Annotated in this window: 13 protein-coding genes, 1 tRNA gene and 1 pseudogene; 5 read left to right on the top strand and 10 right to left on the bottom strand. The window is 54.2% G+C overall.

The window, feature by feature from the left end; translation table 11 throughout:
• Nucleotides 1-9: 9 nt before the first annotated feature.
• From SO058_RS03250 to SO058_RS03205, 10 genes and pseudogenes are all read right to left on the bottom strand, one after another.
• Nucleotides 10-1929 carry an NAD(+) synthase gene (locus tag SO058_RS03250; protein ID WP_320841563.1) on the bottom strand — a complete coding sequence of 640 codons (1920 nt, stop codon included), beginning with the start codon at nucleotides 1927-1929 and terminating at the stop codon, nucleotides 10-12.
• Nucleotides 1930-2034: 105 nt separating this feature from the next.
• Nucleotides 2035-2625: a CDP-diacylglycerol--glycerol-3-phosphate 3-phosphatidyltransferase gene (gene pgsA / locus SO058_RS03245; RefSeq protein ID WP_320841562.1), complete on the bottom strand. Its 591-nt coding sequence runs from the start codon at nucleotides 2623-2625 to the stop codon at nucleotides 2035-2037.
• An 80-nt stretch (nucleotides 2626-2705) separates the two neighbouring features.
• A pseudogene (gene rimO, locus SO058_RS03240) lies at nucleotides 2706-3959 on the bottom strand (30S ribosomal protein S12 methylthiotransferase RimO); the annotation flags it as partial.
• Between the two features lie 98 nt (nucleotides 3960-4057).
• Entirely contained in the window at nucleotides 4058-4531 is a 474-nt protein-coding gene (locus SO058_RS03235) for a regulatory protein RecX (RefSeq protein WP_320841560.1), read from the bottom strand.
• Nucleotides 4528-5688: a recombinase RecA gene (recA, locus tag SO058_RS03230; RefSeq protein WP_320841559.1), complete on the bottom strand. Its 1161-nt coding sequence runs from the start codon at nucleotides 5686-5688 to the stop codon at nucleotides 4528-4530. Before recA ends, SO058_RS03235 begins: the two co-directional genes overlap by 4 nt.
• A 129-nt stretch (nucleotides 5689-5817) precedes the next feature.
• Nucleotides 5818-6690 (bottom strand): peptide chain release factor N(5)-glutamine methyltransferase, encoded by an 873-nt coding sequence (gene prmC / locus SO058_RS03225; RefSeq protein WP_320841558.1) that lies wholly within the window; start codon nucleotides 6688-6690, stop codon nucleotides 5818-5820.
• Nucleotides 6691-6714: 24 nt separating this feature from the next.
• Nucleotides 6715-7647 (bottom strand): DUF1385 domain-containing protein, encoded by a 933-nt coding sequence (locus SO058_RS03220; protein WP_320841557.1) that lies wholly within the window; start codon nucleotides 7645-7647, stop codon nucleotides 6715-6717.
• Entirely contained in the window at nucleotides 7647-9194 is a 1548-nt protein-coding gene (locus SO058_RS03215; protein WP_320841556.1) for a sensor histidine kinase, read from the bottom strand. Before SO058_RS03215 ends, SO058_RS03220 begins: the two co-directional genes overlap by 1 nt.
• A 38-nt stretch (nucleotides 9195-9232) precedes the next feature.
• On the bottom strand, nucleotides 9233-9922 hold the full coding sequence (locus SO058_RS03210; RefSeq protein WP_320841555.1) for a response regulator transcription factor: 690 nt from the start codon (nucleotides 9920-9922) through the stop codon (nucleotides 9233-9235).
• Between the two features lie 30 nt (nucleotides 9923-9952).
• Entirely contained in the window at nucleotides 9953-11281 is a 1329-nt protein-coding gene (locus SO058_RS03205; RefSeq protein WP_320841554.1) for a hypothetical protein, read from the bottom strand.
• 151 nt (nucleotides 11282-11432) lie between these two features.
• Between SO058_RS03205 and SO058_RS03200 the strand changes: the two genes are divergently transcribed.
• From SO058_RS03200 to SO058_RS03180, 5 genes are all read left to right on the top strand, one after another.
• A tRNA-Leu gene (locus SO058_RS03200) sits at nucleotides 11433-11516 on the top strand.
• 183 nt (nucleotides 11517-11699) lie between these two features.
• A complete protein-coding gene (locus SO058_RS03195) occupies nucleotides 11700-12053 on the top strand; it encodes a DUF6050 family protein (RefSeq protein ID WP_320841553.1) in 354 nt (117 codons plus the stop codon).
• Nucleotides 12054-12508: 455 nt separating this feature from the next.
• Nucleotides 12509-13720: a DNA cytosine methyltransferase gene (locus tag SO058_RS03190; protein ID WP_320841552.1), complete on the top strand. Its 1212-nt coding sequence runs from the start codon at nucleotides 12509-12511 to the stop codon at nucleotides 13718-13720.
• A complete protein-coding gene (locus SO058_RS03185) occupies nucleotides 13704-15995 on the top strand; it encodes an ATP-binding protein (protein WP_320841551.1) in 2292 nt (763 codons plus the stop codon). The genes SO058_RS03190 and SO058_RS03185 overlap by 17 nt, the downstream gene beginning before the upstream one ends.
• Nucleotides 15992-16921 (top strand): hypothetical protein, encoded by a 930-nt coding sequence (locus tag SO058_RS03180; RefSeq protein WP_320841550.1) that lies wholly within the window; start codon nucleotides 15992-15994, stop codon nucleotides 16919-16921. The genes SO058_RS03185 and SO058_RS03180 overlap by 4 nt, the downstream gene beginning before the upstream one ends.
• Nucleotides 16922-17091: the final 170 nt, after the last annotated feature.

The following is a 17091-nucleotide window of genomic DNA, read 5'->3' as shown; positions in this document are numbered from 1 at the left end:
GGCGCCACCTTAGAGCGTTTCCAGCTGCGAGAGCCACAGGGCGGCGGCAGCGTCCGACGGCATGCGCCAATCGCCGCGCGGCGACAGAGACACCGAGCCGACCTTGGGGCCGTCCGGCAGGCAGGAGCGCTTGAACTGCTGGGAGAAAAAGCGGCGGATAAACACGCCCAGCCATTTTTTGATGGTCTGTCCGTCGTACACGCCGGCAAATGTCTTTTGCGCCGCGCGGAAAATCTTGCGCGGCGGATAGCCGAAGCGCACCATATAATAAAGGAAAAAGTCGTGCAGCTCATAGGGGCCGACAAGATCCTCGGTCTTCTGGCTGATCTCGCCGTCCCGCGGCGGCAGAAGCTCGGGGGATACCGGCGTGTCGAGCACGTCGCGCAGAACCGCTGAAAGCGCGGCCTCCGACCGCCCGGCCTCAAACGCGACCAGATCGCGCACCAGCGTCTTGGGGATGGAGGCGTTGACCCCGTACATCGACATATGGTCGCCGTTGTAGGTCGCCCAGCCGAGCGCAAGCTCGGACAGGTCGCCCGTGCCGACCACCAGCCCGCCGTGCATGTTGGCAAGATCCATGAGCACCATGGTGCGCATACGCGCCTGCCCGTTTTCAAAGGTCACGGTCAAATCGTCCTTGGATTGGCCGATATCTGCGAAATGCTGGTCGACCGCCGCCTTGATGTCGACCGTCTTGAGCGTCGCGCCATAGGCCTCGGCCAGCTTTTCGGCGTTTCCCTTGGTGCGCGCCGTCGTGCCGAAGCACGGCATGGTCACCGCGAGGATTCCTTTCCGGTCGAGCCCCAGCCGGTCGAACGCGTGCACCATGACAATGAGCGCGAGCGTCGAATCCAGCCCGCCCGACAGACCGATGACCGCGGTCTTCGCGTTCGTGTGCCGGAGGCGCGAGGCCAGCCCGGTCGACTGGATGGCGAGGATCTCCTCGCAGCGTTCCTGCAGCCTGTCCCGGTCTCCGGGCACGAACGGCGTGCGCGGGAACGTGCGGTCTGCAAGGTCGCAGTCCCGTTCGGGCAGGTAAAACTCCATCTGCCGGCAGGGGGACGAAGCGTACGTGTTCATGCGGCGGCGGTCGTGCAGCAGGCGGCCGAGATCGAGGTCAGCGTAGATCACGCCGCCCGAAAACCGGTCGCTTTCGGCCAGCAGCGCGCCGTTTTCCGCAATCAGGTCGTGCCCGGCGAACACCATGTCCTGCACCGATTCGCCGCACCCCGCGTCGGCATACACATAGGCGCACATCAGACGGGCGGACTGGCTTTTCACCAGCTCGCGGCGGTAAGCCGCCTTGCCGACCACCTCATCGGAAGCCGAAAGGTTGACGATGACCGTCGCCCCCGCGCGCGCAAGCGCGGCCGAGGGCGGCTCGGGCACCCAGAGATCCTCGCAGATCTCAACGCCCACGGCAAACTCGGGCATGTCCGCGTGCCGCCACACCTGCACGCCGCCAAACGGCACGCCCTCGACCACGTGCCCGCCCGGCAGCCGAAGGCAGATATCGGTATCGATCCCTTTTCCGGACGTAAAATGCCGCTGCTCGTAAAATTCCGCATAGTTCGGCAGGTGCTGCTTGGGCACAAGGCCGAGCACGTCGCCCCGCTCCAAAACCGCCGCCACATTATAGAGCTTGCCCTCCCACGAAAACGGCAGGCCGACGATGAGCAGCAGGTCGAGCTGCGCGGTCTCGCGCAGCACGGTCTCGAGCGCGTGGAGCGCGCCATGCAGCAGCGTTTCCTGCAAAAACAAATCGCCGCAGGTGTAGCCGGTCAGCGAAAGCTCGGGGAACACGACGAGCGACGCGCCTCTCCCGGCGGCTTCCTTGGCAAGCTTTATGATCTCGGCCGCGTTATGGGCCGTATCGGCCACGCGCAGCGCGGGCGTTGCCGCGGCGACCTTGATAAATCCGTCTTTCATCGGCTTTACTCCTTTAAATTCCAGATGGAATCAGTATACCCCTTTTTACCCGTTTACGCAAGAAGCGGTCATAAAAAGGGACGGCTTTCGCCGTCCCTTTTCCGCTTATTTTTCTTTTACAGCGCCGTCCTTGATGAGATCCCAGTTCTTCCGGAGGTAATCAAAGCCTGAATAGAGCGTGACAAGGGTCACCACCCACGGGGCGAGCCACCAAATCAAACCGGTCCAGATCGGCTGAGGCGCGGAATACGCGCCCTGCGGCGTCAGCTCGAACACGATCTGCGAGAGAAAAAGCAGAATAACGCCGCCGATCTGCACGCAGGTCTTGACCTTGCCCGTCCACGTCGCGGCGAGCACGCGGCCCTTGTTCGCGGCCACGATGCGAAGCGAGGTGATGATAAACTCGCGCGCGAGGATGATAAACACCATCCACGCGGCAAAATAGCCCTTTTCGATGAAAATGAGCAGCGCCGCCGTTACCAGCAGCTTATCGGCCAGCGGGTCGACAAACTTGCCGAAATCGGTCACTTGGTTGTATTTGCGGGCCACATAGCCGTCCAGAAAATCGGTAAAGCTCGCCACGCAGAACAGCGCGAGTGCGGCAATTTGAAACGCCACGGTATCCTGCATCGCGCACCAGATGAAAAACGGAATCATCAGAATGCGCACGATGGTAATTTTATTGGCGGTCGTCATACGGTCCCCTCCTCTTGCTTCACGCCCAGCAGGTCTGCTCCCAGGCTGTCGGTGATGCGCACGGGCACGAACGCGCCCGCGGGCACCTCTTCTTCGCTCGAAAACCAGACCTTGCCGTCCACCTCGACCGAATCGGCGTAGGTGCGTCCGAAATAGAGATTTTCGTCCTCGTCAAAGCCCTCGCACAGCACGGTCATAACCGTGCCATGGCGCGAAATGTTATAATCGTCCAGCACGTTCGACTGCAATTCCTCCACGATCAGGCGGCGGCGCGCTTTAGTTTCCGCGTCGATCTGGCCGGGCAGTCCGGCGGCCTCGGTGCCCTCCTCGGACGAAAACTCGAACACGCCGACGCGCTCAATGTGCGCCTCCTGCAAAAAGCCGCACAGCGCGGCGAACTCGTCTTCCGTTTCGCCGGGCAGGCCGACGATCAGGCTGGTGCGCAGCACGAGGCCGGGGATGCATGCGCGAAGCGTTTCGATCAGCCGCAGAAACTCGTCCCCGTCCCCCGGGCGGTGCATCGCCCGCAGGATGCGCGGGACGACGTGCTGCAGCGGGATATCGAGATATTTTACAATTTTTCCCTCCGAGGCGATCACGTCGATGAGCTCGTCCGTGATCTGGTCGGGATAGAGGTAGTGCAGGCGGATCCATGTGAAATCCATTTCGCACAGCTTTCGGAGCAGCGCGGCCAGCAACCGTTCGTGGCCGGGCAGATCCATGCCGTATTTTGTGATGTCCTGCGCAATGACGATCAGCTCTTTCACGCCTGCGTCCGAGAGCGCCCGGGCTTCGTCCAGCAGCGCGTCCATTTCCCGGGAACGGTACGGCCCGCGAAGCTTGGGGATGATGCAGTACGCGCACTTATTCGAGCAGCCCTCCGCGATCTTGAAATACGCGGTGTAGGACGGCGTGAGCCGGTCGCGCGCGCCATCCAGCGCGGCCGCGGCCATATCGCTCAGATAAGCGGCCTTTTGCCCCTGCAAGGCGGCGTTTACCGCGTCGACGATGTTTTCATAGCTTCCCGTACCGCAAAGCGCGTCGACCTCGGGCAGCTCCGCGCGCATTTCGTCCGCATAGCGCTGCACCAGGCAGCCCGTGACGACGAGCGCGCGCATTTTCCCGGTCTTTTTATGCTGCGCGGCCTCCAGAATGGTTTCAATCGCCTCTTCCTTGGCCGCCTCGATGAACCCGCAGGTGTTGACGACGCCGCACTCGGCCTCGGCCATATCGTCCACGATCTCGTGCCCCGCCGCCCGCAGCAGGGCGAGCATATGCTCGCTGTCGACCAGGTTTTTGGCGCAGCCGAGCGATATCAGTGCAATTTTGCTCACAGTATTGTTCTCCTATTCCGTTTTTCGCTTGCAATTATTATAACACGCAATCCCGTGTTTGTCAGCAACAGAAAAACGCGCCCCAAAGGGCGCGTTTGTTACAGCTCGTCTGCTTCCGAAAGGCTTTGCTCGTAGGCCGCGAGCGCGTCGCGGATGTCATGCCAGCCGTAGCCCCGCCGCTGCAAAAAGGCGACCGCCTTGTCGATCTCCTTTTTGTCCGACAAATCGCCTTTCAGGCGTTTATCCAGCAGGGCAAGCAGCGTTTCCTGTTCGGGCGCGAAGCCCGCGAGCGCCCCTTCCGCCGCCTCGCGGCTCACCATGCGCTTTTTAAGCTCCTGCCGAATGCGCATTTCGCCATAGCCCTTGCGCGCGCAGGAACGCACGACGCTTTCGGCATACGCCGCGTCGTCCAGCAGGTGCCGCTCGAGCAGCCACGCGACCGCGTATTCCGCGGCCTGTTCCTCATGGCCTTTGTCGATCAGCTTCTGACGCAGGCCGTCGCAGGACAGCGCGCGGTAGGAGAGCTGCTTTGCCGCCGCGTCGAGCGCGGCGCGGTATTTATCGTCGCTCATTCTTCGAGATCGTCAAAATCGTCCGCATCGATGGACACGGCCTTGGACGAGGCCGCCTTGGGCGCGGCGGGCTTCGCCGCCGGCGTGCCGGCGGCCGGGGCGGCCTTGACGGCCGACGCCTGCGCGGTTTTTGTGCGCTCGGCCTCAACGGCCTCCATAATCTTCTTTTGCAGCTCGTCCGCCTCTTCGGGATGCTCCTTAAAATACAGCTTGGCGTTGTCGCGCCCCTGGCCGAGGCGGGTCTCGCCCATGGCGAACCACGCGCCCGCCTTCTGCACCATGCCGTACTTCACGCCGAGGTCGACCAGCTCGCCCGTGCGCGAGATGCCCTCGCCATACATAATGTCGAACTCAGCCTCCTTGAACGGCGGCGCGACCTTGTTCTTGACCACCTTGCAGCGCGTGTGGCTGCCGATGGCCTCGGTGCCGGTCTTGAGATGCTCGGTGCGGCGCACATCGATACGCACGGAGGCGTAGAACTTGAGTGCGCGGCCGCCCGTCGTCACCTCGGGGCTGCCGTAGATCACGCCGACCTTTTCACGCAGCTGGTTGATGAAAATGGCCACACACTGGCTTTTTGCGATCGAGCCGGCAAGCTTGCGCATAGCCTGGCTCATCATGCGGGCGTGCAGGCCGACGAACGAATCGCCCATTTCGCCCTCGATCTCAGCGCGGGGCGTGAGCGCGGCCACCGAGTCGATGACCACAATATCGATCGCGCCCGAGCGCACGAGCGCCTCGGCGATGTCCAGCCCCTGCTCGCCGGTATCGGGCTGGGAGACCAACAAACTGTCGATATCGACGCCGAGCGCCTTAGCGTAAATGGGGTCGAGCGCGTGCTCCGCGTCGATAAACGCGGCGGTGCCGCCCTGCTTCTGCGCCTCTGCGACCGCGTGCAGCGCGACCGTCGTCTTGCCGGAGGATTCAGGCCCGTAGATCTCCACGATGCGGCCGCGCGGCAGACCGCCGATGCCCAGCGCGAGGTCGAGCCCGATCGACCCGGTCGGGATATGCTCGACGCTCATGCCCGTGTTCTGCCCCAGGCGCATGACCGAGCCCTTGCCGAACTGGGTCTCGATCTGTCCGAGCGCTTTTTCAAGCGCTTTCTGCTTATCCGCCGCCGGGGCGACCTTTTCGAGCTGTTTTTTCGTTGCCATATGTTGTTTCCTCCGCCTTGCTTTCAATGAACCCATTATAACAGGGTGCAAAATAAAAAGCAAGAATAAATCGAACAAATTTTCGTTTTTATAAAAAGCACCCGGCAGCAACTGCCGGGTGTACCTCTATCAAATCTCTTCCTGCGCCGGGTTTTCCCCGTAAACGATCCGCGGCACGCCCGCGAGATCCTCCGTGATGCCAATGCCGGAAAAGCGGTTGTCCTCCAGAATGGCACACACCTGCGTCGCCTGCCGGTAGCCGCACTCAAACAAAATCAGGCCGCCCGGCACGAGCAGGTCGCCCCACTTGCCGCAGATGGATCGATAAAAATCGAGGCCGTCCGGCCCGCCGTAAAGCGCCTGTTCGGGCTCGAACTCCCGCACGCTGCGGTCCAGCCCGCGCATTTCCTCAGCGGTCACATAGGGCGGGTTGGATACGATCACATCGAACTTGCCCAGATTGTTCTGCGGTCGGAAGCGCACGTCGGCCTTGAGGGCGACATAGCGCGAAAACACGCCGTTCGCCCGCGCGTTCTCGCGCGACAGGCGCACCGCGTTATCCGAAATGTCTACCGCGGTCACCCGCGCGTCCTCCACCTCGTGCGCAACCGCGATGCCGATGCAGCCCGAGCCGCAGCAAAGGTCCAGCACGCGCGGGTTGACGGCTTTCTGCGCCCGCTCGATGGCAAGCTCGGCCAGCCGCTCGGTGTCCGAACGCGGAATGAGCACATTTTTGTCGATCTTGAACGTCAGCCCGTAGAAATCCCACTCGTTTAAGATGTACGCGAGCGGCTCGCCGTCCAGACAGCGGTCGCAAAGCAGGTTCGCGAAATCGACCGTCGCGTCGTCCAGATAGATGTGGCCCCATTCGGCTGTACGCCCCTTGTCCACCTTGCAGGCATAGGCGGTCAGCTCGCGCGCCTCGAGCGACGGCTGTGGCGAGCCCGCCTCCTTAAAGCGCTTGAAAAGCTGCATATACACATCGTTGATCGTTTTCGTCAATGCGGGCTGCCCCCTTACCTTTTTTCACCATTGGTCGGAGTTATCCTCCGGGATGACGCGCGTCATGCCCTCGATCGCGACCTCGATCATCGAATCGTCCGGCTCGAACACGGTCAGGCGCTGGATCATCAGGCCGGGCCAGCGCAGCGCGCGCGACAGCGCCCCGTCCGACCGCCCCGCCCAGCGGTTGAATTCATAGCTGATGCCGACCACGAGCGGCAGCAAGATCAGGTGCGCCAGCATGCGCAGCCACGGGTTGGTGATCTCGATGAGCGAAAACACGATGGACGACACAATCGTCGCGATGATGATGAGCACGAACATAAAGCTTGTGCCGCAGCGCGGATGGAACCGCCCCTGCTTGCGGACGTTTTCGACGGTCAGCTCGGCGCCCGATTCATAGCAGAAAATGGTCTTGTGCTCGGCGCCGTGATACTCGAACGTGCGCCGGATGTCCTTCATATGGGAGACCGACCACATAAACAGCAGGAAAATGAGAACGCGCACGGCGCCCTCAAACACGTTGCGCGCCAGAACGCCCCACGATTCGGGCACGAACCCGCCCAGAAAGCTGGGCAGCAGCATGAACAGCGCGACCGGAAGCGCGATGCCGATCACGGTCGACAGGCCCATGATAAACTTATCGATGCCCGCCGAGCTGAATTTGTTTTCGAGCCAGATCTCAAACTTGGAGGGCGGCACGTCCGGCTCGTCGTCCTCGAAGAACGAGGCCGAATAGTTGATGGCCTCGATGCCGTCCTTCATCGCGGCAAACAGCGTATACGCGCCGCGCAGGATGGGCGTTTTCCAGATGGCGGCAGGGGCTTTGGTCTGGTCCTCTTTGACGACCAGCTCGCCGTCCGACTTACGCACGACCGTGCAGGACTTTTTCGGCCCTTTCATGACAATGCCCTCGATGATGGCCTGTCCGCCGATCGTTGTTTTCTTTTGTTCCATTAGGGTTCTCCTTCGGGTGAATAGGGGGTGTCCGGGATTGGCGGGATCGTGCCCGTGATGCCCAGTTCGTTTTCCGCCTCGGCGGACGGCAGCAAGATGGTGACCGTTGTGCCCGCGCCCAGCGCCGAGTCAATCTCGAGCGTGCCGCCGTGCAGGCGGACGATCTCGTCGGTCACAGCAAGGCCGATGCCGCTGCCGCGCTGCTTCGACGAGCCTTTGTAAAACTTCTCCTTGACGAACGGCAGCTCGGCCTCGGGGATGCCCGCGCCGTAGTCCCGCACGGTGACAGCGATTTTGCCGCCCTCGCGCCGCAGCGTGATATCGATCTTTTTGCCGTCCGCGCCGTATTTGGCGGCGTTGTCTAAGATGTTCAGGAACACCTGCTTCATGCGGTGCCGGTCGCCGTTAATATAATAGGTCTGTTCGTCGTCCTCGTCATAGGAAAGCTGCATACCGGTCTTCTTCAGCAGGTTTTCATACATATACACGGCTTCATACAACTCGATGGATACGTCGAACAGCTCGACCTCGAGCTTCATGCGCCCGGATTCGATGCGCGCAAAATCCAAAAGCTCCTCGACCATGCGCGTCAGCCGGCCGGCCTCTTTCTGGATGATGTTGAGGCCCTGCATGACCTCCTCAGGGTCCTCGCCGCCGCCCGCAAGCAGCGTTTCGCTCCAGCCGCCGATGGCGGTGAGCGGTGTCCGCAGCTCATGCGAGACCGAGGAGATGAAGTCGTTCTTCATGCGCTCGGCGCGGCTGATCTCGTCCGACATATAGTTGATCGTGTCGCACAGTTCGCCGATCTCGTCGTCATAGGTCTTTTGCAGGCGCACGCCGTAGCGCCCGTCCGCGATCTCCTTGGCGATGGTGTTAATTTTGAGCACCGGGTCGACGATGGATTTGATGAAATACGAGCTTGATGCGACGACCATGAACAAAAACACCAGGCTGACCAAAATCGCGATGCCGATGATGATCCAGATCTGCTTTTCCGCAATGGAAAGCGAGGAAATGACGCGCACGCCGCCGATCAGTTCGCCGCGCCCTGAAAACAGCGGCGTGGTGACGCTCATCACGCGCTCGTCCGAAAGAGGGTCGCGCCCCGAAAAGACGGCCGTCTTCTGCTCGCTGATCGCCTGCCCCGCGTCCTCGGTGGAGGGCGTACCGCCGCCGGTCAGCCCCGAGGTGGACATCATGACGCGGCCGGTGCGGTCGAGAAACTGCAATTCCAGCTTATCGGGGATCTCAAAATCCGCGATATACTGTTCGGCCGCCGAATAAAACTGGTTGTAGGTGCCGGTCAGGTATTTGTGGAAAAAGCTCGCTGCATTTTCGCTCCGGCCGACCAGGCTTTCGCGCACATTCGAGTAATAATACCCCGAAACGCCGACCGAAACCAAAATAACGACGGCCGCCAGGATGACCAGCACAAAGCTGAGATAGTTCATCATCCAGCGGCCGCGCAGGCCGCCCGGCGAGTGCTGCACCTTGGGCGCGGACGGCACTGCTTCGGGCTGTATTTTCTTTTGCTTGTGGTAGTTCATAGAAAAAGGCCTTTCGTTTTGGTGTTGGCGAAACCCGTTTACCCTTCCCACATATACCCATACCCGCGCACGGTGACGATATGGGACGGGTTGGCGGGGTCGTCCTCGATCTTGATGCGCAAGCGGCGGATATTCACGTCCACGATCTTGAGCTCGCCCACATAGTGGTGCCCCCAGACCATTTCAAGCAGATCATCGCGCGATAGCGCCTTGCCGATATTCTCCATAAACGCTTTTAAAAGCCCGTATTCGATCTGCGTCAGCTCGATCTTGATGCCGTTTTTGAGCACCTCGCGCGCGCGCAGGTTGAGCTTGAACGGGCCGGATTTGATCACGTCCTCCTCGGAGAAAGGCGAGCCGGACACGCGGCGGTACAGCGCGTCCACGCGCGCGGCAAGCTCGATGACGGAAAACGGCTTGGTCACATAATCGTCCGCGCCGTTCATCAGGCCGGTCACCTTATCGGTCTCCTGCACGCGGGCGGTCAGCATGATGATGCCGGCGGCATAGCCCGCCGCGCGCATCGAGCGGCAGACCTCGTAGCCGTCGATACCGGGCAGCATCACGTCGAGCACCGCGACCGCGATATCCTGGTTTTCATGGTATTTTTCGAGCGCCTGCTCGCCGGTCTCGGCTTCGATGACTTCATATCCCGAGCGCTTCAGGTTCAAAACTAAGAAGGAGCGAATGTTTTCTTCGTCTTCCAGCACCAGTATTTTGCGTTTCATGGAGAATCCTCCTTAAAGAAATTCAAGCTTCTAATAATGCCAATCCTGCGTGACGACCGAGAACCGTTCCCGGATGCCGTCCTCGGAGACCGAGATGTCGCTCCTGCCCGCGGTGTCCTCAATGCGGGCAAAAAAGACGGCTTTGCTCGTTGTAGCAAGCTGGATGAGATCGGTGCGCGCCGCGTAATAGTCGCTCAGCGTGCCGGTCGCGCAGTATATGGTAAACAGCGGCAATCGCTGGTCACCGCCCAGGTATTGATAAAAATGCGTGGCGTTGAGGCCGTTTTCGCTGGTCTTCGCGGCGGTGATACGGTCGTGCCAGCCGTCGTCGATGGACAGCGACCACTCCTCGGACACATTCTGATAGGTGGTCTTCACCTTTTGCGGCTGCCCGTCCACCCCGTAGGCGTACCAATCGATCATAAACACCGCGTCGGCCGAGGCGGCGTCGGTATAGCCCGCCATGAGCACCGCGCGCGGCAGCTCGGTCACGCCGTCGGCGTTGACGTCGGCCGCGTAGACCAAGATCGGCCGGTAGGTACCGCGAGCTGAGGTATCCTCGCCGTCCAGCGCGAGGTTTCGGAGCGTGCCGTCGGTAAAGACGAAAATGTCGGTGGTTAACCCCGCGCCGGACTCGGTGCGCTGCTCTGCGAACACTGCAGGCACACTATCCTTTACGCGCCCGCTCGTCATCCGCACGACCGTGACCGCCTCGGGGCTGGTCGCGACCTCGCCGCCGAGCGTCAGCTCGCCCGCCGCGTACTGGTATAGGCGCGCGACGCGACGGCCTTTTTCATCTGTGCCGAGCAGCAGCAGATCCTTTGCGCCGTTTCCGGACAGATCCGCGAGCTGCATGGCGGAATACTCGGTCTCCAGCAGCACGCGCGGCGCGCAGGAGCCGTCGAAATCACACACCGTGGCCGCGCCCAGGCCGTCGCCCGCGAGCTTCCATGAAATGACCATCCCGCGCCTGCCGTCCGGCGTGATGACCGGGTAGTCGACCGACTGGATAGCCGTGCCCGAGCCCTGCACCGAGCCTGTGTTTACATAGGTGTCGCCCTGCTTCTTGTGGACATACACAGTAAATGCATTGCTGTTTCCGGTTTGCTGGAAAAAGGATATGGATTCCTCAACGCCGTCACCGTCCAGATCGACAAGCTGCACGGTCGAACGGTTTTCGCCCGACACCGGCGCGGCATAAATCTGCGTGGTCTGAATTTTTTCCAGCTCGGTTTGCAGCGTCTGATAGTTTTTGGAGGGTTTGGGCGCGGCGAGCAGTTCGTCGCCCGAGGGGATCGTGCAGCCCGACAGCCCCAAAAGCAAAACGAGCAGCACGGGAATCACGCGGAATCGCTTCATGGTCTCTCCCATCCGTTACAAAACACTTATACAGATTTAGTATAGCACACAACTTGCCGGTTTGGTATAGCTGTTTACAGTTTTTTGCGGTGAATTTCCCCCAAGTACGCAATTGACAAGCCGCCCCAAACCCGGTATACTAAATATAAATGCGGGTATGGCGGAATTGGCAGACGCGCCAGATTTAGGTTCTGGTGTCCTTGACGTGCAGGTTCAAGTCCTGTTACCCGCACCATGGCGAGTGGTCTTATAGCATTTGAAATGCTGTGAGACCACTCGCTTTTTATATTGCGATCTCACAAGGGGCGTAACTGACGGTTACGCCTTTTCTTGTGTTTACGGACACTTCAGGGATAAAGGGCTGGGCGCTGGTTGATTTGTCGGTTATAATCGAAGTACGAAGGGAGGCGCATAGCCTATGACAAAGGGCGAGATCATCAAGGATTTTCTGAAAAAGAGCGTGCTGCCCGTGGCGGTTGCCGCGCTGCTCTATTGCATTTTCAAATCCGCCTGCATCAAAAACGGAGAGATAGACTATATGTGGCTGTTCATACTTTGCGGATTGCCCTTCGGCATCCCCCGTATGTTTGCGTGGATCGTGCCGGGCGGTTCCCTGGGAACGGCGCTCCCGCTGTTCCTGCTGAACTTCGTGATCGGTGGGATTATCGGCGGCTTTGTCCTGGTGTGGCGGCTGCTCGTCGCCGCATGGTATGTGCCGTTGACAGGTTATAGGCTTGTGCTTTGTGTGGTTCCTGCAAAGAGAAAAATGTAAAATGAAGGCAGTTTTATCCGAACTGATGATAAAACTGCCTTCATTATTCTTTTATGCCCGCATACAAGGGATACAGTTGCCCTGCTGTGTATATTATCAATTCTCGATTTTCACTTTTCCCACGAAGTACAATGCAATTCCATATTCCGTCTGAATTTGCAACTGACCTTTTTGCAAATTCCTTATATGAGAAGTGCGGTAGATGTATGTTTTTGCATAGATCATCAAACTCGTCATGAGATAGGACAATTGACGTTAGGATTTTATAAGGCAACACTTTTTTGCTGTTCAACTCATGCAAATGAGTCTGCTCTTTTAAGGCATCCCAATTTGTATTACGATCAACTTTAAAAAATCGACAGTAAAGCACAAAATCACCACCTGTTCTTGAAGTTTGCTTAAAGCCATGGTATTATTATTATGAATAGTTATATCCAATTGTTAGAGGAATTATGATGGGAAACAAGCATTTTTATATTGATATTTTTGCAGGATGTGGTGGCTTGTCTACTGGCTTGTTAGAAGCTGGGTGGGCAGGCTTATTTGCAATTGAAAAAAATGCTGATGCTTTTTCTACCTTGAACTATAATCTTATTCAGAGTAAGAAACACTTTGAATGGCCGGCTTGGCTACCAATTGAAGAATGTGATATCAATATATTACTAAAAAAGCATACGCAAGAGCTACTTGACCTGCAAGGCAAGGTAACATTGGTAGCTGGTGGACCACCTTGCCAAGGTTTCTCTATGGCGGGCAAAAGAGATAAGAATGACCAGCGGAACAAATTGGTAAAATCCTATATAAAATTTATTAAATTAGTTATGCCAAAGGTCATTATTTTTGAAAATGTTCATGGGTTTACTGTGAACTTCAAAGGAAAAAAAGGAACCAAACAATACTCCTCTTATGTTGAACGTGCATTAAAGCGATTAGGGTATAAAACTGCACATCAAATCGTGGATATGTCTGAATATGGTGTCCCGCAAAACAGGAAGAGATTTATTTTGGTGGCGATGAGAGATCATTCACCTAAAGATGTTTTCTCAACACTTGAAAAGAATAGAAATGCATTCTGTAATTCAAAGGGCATTTCCTGCTCAACAAATATTCGGGATGCTATTGACGATTTGAAAAAATCTTGTGGAACAACGCCATCACCTGATACCAAAGGATTTCAAGCCGGTGTTTATGGTTTCGCGCAATCTGGTTATCAGCGTCTAATGCGAAAAGGTATAGTAGTCGATGGATGTGCTGTGGATAGTCATCGTTTTGTTAATCACCGCAAGGAAATTATCAAGCTACAAGAGGAGCTACTACTGAACGCTCCAATAGGTAGGCGAATTACGCCTGATGATAATATAGTCGAAAATCTAAACCGCCGTGGAGTTACTGTTTTGGATGCAAATGCGCAGGCCCCAACGATTACATCTATTCCTGATGAATTGGTTCACTACGAGGAACCTCGAATTCTAACTGTACGTGAGCATGCACGAATTCAAAGTTTTCCTGATTGGTTTCAATTCAAGGGGAAATATACATCTGGAGGAAAAAGACGCAAACAGGAAGTCCCTCGCTATACTCAGGTAGGTAACGCAGTTCCACCGCTGTTTGCAGAGCAAGTAGGACTTGCTATATTGGAGGTGCTATCGCATGAACAAACAGAATAGTGAGTTAGCCTTCCGCGTAAGCTCCGGGCTCAAGAATATTATTGGCCGAGATTTAATCAGTGATAAATACATAGCCATGTTCGAGTTGGTCAAAAATTCATATGATGCAGGTGCAAGTAAAGTTACAATATCATTTGTTCAAACAGACGATGGTGCTGAAAAAATTATTATTTCGGATAACGGGAACGGCATGACCTACGATGATATTATTAGCAAGTGGCTGTTTGTCGCATATTCGGAAAAGAAACCACAGAACCGTGAAAAATCCTCATATCGAGATGAAATTAAGCGTGAAGTAGCTGGTGCTAAAGGTGTGGGTCGCTTTTCATGTGATCGGTTAGGTGCACTATTAACTCTGGTTACTAAGACTGAAAACGATAATGCTGCAAATATGGTAGAGGTGAATTGGAACAAATTTGAGCTTGATGATACGCAAGAATTTATGAGTATCCCTGTTCAATACTCAATTGTGAAGCAGCTTCCCGGTGGTTTTGAGAAGGGTACAACTCTTATTGTCGAGCAGCTGCGTGAAGATTGGGATCGCGATGCACTTTTGCGGCTCAAGCGCTCGTTAATGAAGTTGATTAGCCCTGATGCAAACAAGGGAGAGATTCCATTTGATATTGAGCTTATTGTAGCCTCCGAGAAGGAAAATGATAATATGACGCTGCAAAAAGCTGGGATTAATACCGATCGTGATATTGTCAATGGCCTAATTCACAATGACATTTTTGAAAAGCTAAATATAAAAACAACTAGCGTTGAAGTAAGCGTATCTCAAGATGGTAAGCACATTACAAGCAGGCTGTCTGATCGCGGTGAATACATCTTCTCCATTGTAGAAAAAAACCGGAATTATCCTGAGCTACACGACATCAGTATTGTAGTTTTTTTCCTAAATCAGAGTGCTAAGGTTAGCTTTACTCGTCAAATGGGTGGAGTTCAACCGATAAAATATGGCTCGGTCTTTATATATAAAAACGGCTTCCGAATTAATCCTTATGGTGAACCTGGTCAAGATTTCTTTGGGATTGACCAGCGCAAGGCACAGGGATGGAAGCGGTTTTTAGGCACCCGCGAAATAATGGGACGTATTTCCATCAAGGGTAAAAATGACGGTTTTGTTGAGACAACGAGTCGCGCACATGGCTTTATTCATACAAACGCTGTAGATGAGCTTACAAATCTCTTTTTTGAAAAAGGCTTGAAGGTTCTTGAAAAATATGTCGTCAATCTTATTGGCTGGGGTGAGCCCCTAAAGAGTGACCCCACACATACTATACAGCCAAATGAGATTGGCAATCAGATTATTTCGCAGTTCATCACCAATGTGGATGCGAACGATATAGTCAGCGTTGATTATAATCCCAATATTTTATTAAAAAATGACAAAAAGCAAGAGAGCCTTACAACTTCCCTGAAAAAGCTTGAGAGCGTTGCTGAACAAACTCAGGACAGTGGGCTAATTAGTTTGGCGCAATCGCTGAAAAAGCGAACAGAAGCAATTGCATCTCATAATATTGAATTGGAAGAAGAAAAAGCGGCTCAGGAGAAGGAACTAATTAAAGCTCAGCAAGAGGGACAAGCTAGAGAACGACAAATATATTTCCTCAAAGGAAGTGCTAATCAGGATGTAACAAACCTTATTAACGGGTTCCATTCAGTATACACCCTTACCGATGCCGCCAAGGGGTACATAAATTATTTGCGCGAATTGCTTGCGCCCGCAGAGATGGAGAACAAAGACTTTGTATTGTCAATTATCGGTCAAATCTATCAAGCTAACGAGAAAGCGCATAAATTATCTGATTTAGCTATACATGGAAATCAGGCACTGAAACAAAATGGAAAGAACAGTATCTATGATTTTATTCGTCAGTATATTGATGCTGGTCTTGTAATTCAAGGCTTAAAATATAATTTGACTTTCTACGATCAGGCATTTGAATGCAAATTTGATGCATCATCAATTGGTGTCATTATTGACAATATTGCAAGTAATTCGATAAAGGCGGGCGCAACAGCACTCAACATTGAAATGTCTGAAGCAAGCAACTATGTTGAAATTATTTTTTCTGACAATGGTATTGGTCTAGCTGAGGATATTGACCCAACATCTTTGTTTGAATGGGGATTTTCTTCTAATACAAAGAAAAAGGGATTTGGAATTGGATTATATCATATTAAACAGCTTGTCGATGAAATGAAGGGTACTGTTGATATAGATACCGCATATCGCGCAGGATTTAGATTGATTGTGAGGCTAAAAAAATGAACACTTCTTTTAGAATTTTGTGGTTTGAAGATGAACCTGCTTGGTTTAATATGGAATGTTTGCTTGTTAAATCCATTCTTGAGACACACTATCTTACGCCGGATATTACAAGAAGAGATGGTGATGACTTCTCATTAAGTGAATTGATAGGCAATGATTATGACTTGATTTTAATGGATTATAAATTAGCGGAAGGTGCGACTGGAGACACAATTGTTGTAGCGTTACGAAACAGTAATATATTGACGGACATTTTGTTTTACTCGTCAGAAGAACAGAATATGCTATCCGCTATCAGGAAACAAATGCCTCCTATTGATGGCGTGTATTTAACCAAGCGCGATTACACGATTTTCACCGATAAGGTCGAAAAAATTATACAAAAGATAGTTAGACGTTCTGAGGACATTGTTAATTTGCGCGGGTTCGTTTTGGACAACACCAGTGGTTTTGAAGTTCGAATCAGGGAAATTCTCAACATCTGTTGGCGAAACTTTGACCAAACGCAGAAAGAACGTTTATCGCAAAAACTCACCGCTTTATTGGATAACAAAAAATCTCACGTCAAGAAAACGGTTGAAACTGCAAAGGCCGCCGAGTGTTGTTTTAGTCATGCGAATAACGATGATTATACATTGGGCATAGCTGATAGACTAGATATTGTTCAAGTCATTTTGCCAATTTTATCGACAGAATATCATATGCCAGGCGATACCTGCCCAAGTGATTTTAAACAATATTATATAGACAAAGTCAATATGTATCGTAATCGATTGGGGCATATTGCTTTAGGCGAAAAGGTAATACATATTAAAGGGCATGATGTTGAAATCAATCAAGATATGCACCGACTTTTGAGAAAAAACATTTCCGAAGTAGACGCTACTATTTCCAAAATAGAGACTTTTATCACTACTGCCATATAAATATAAGGAGTGTCACCATCGGACAAGCCGATGATGACGCTCCTTTGCCATGCTTTGAAAAGGTGTGTTTTCACGCCCTTTTCCTTCATTTTCGCCCCATGCGCCTTGCATGGGAAATCATACTGCCCGCCTCCCGAAAAGCCGACACGGAGGATTTATTTGCCGCTTTT

It is taken from the genome of Agathobaculum sp. (assembly GCF_034098985.1).
Classification (GTDB): Bacteria; Bacillota; Clostridia; order Oscillospirales; family Butyricicoccaceae; genus Agathobaculum.
The sequence above is the reverse complement of the archived record's forward strand: the minus strand, read 5'-3'. Positions and strand labels throughout refer to the sequence as shown.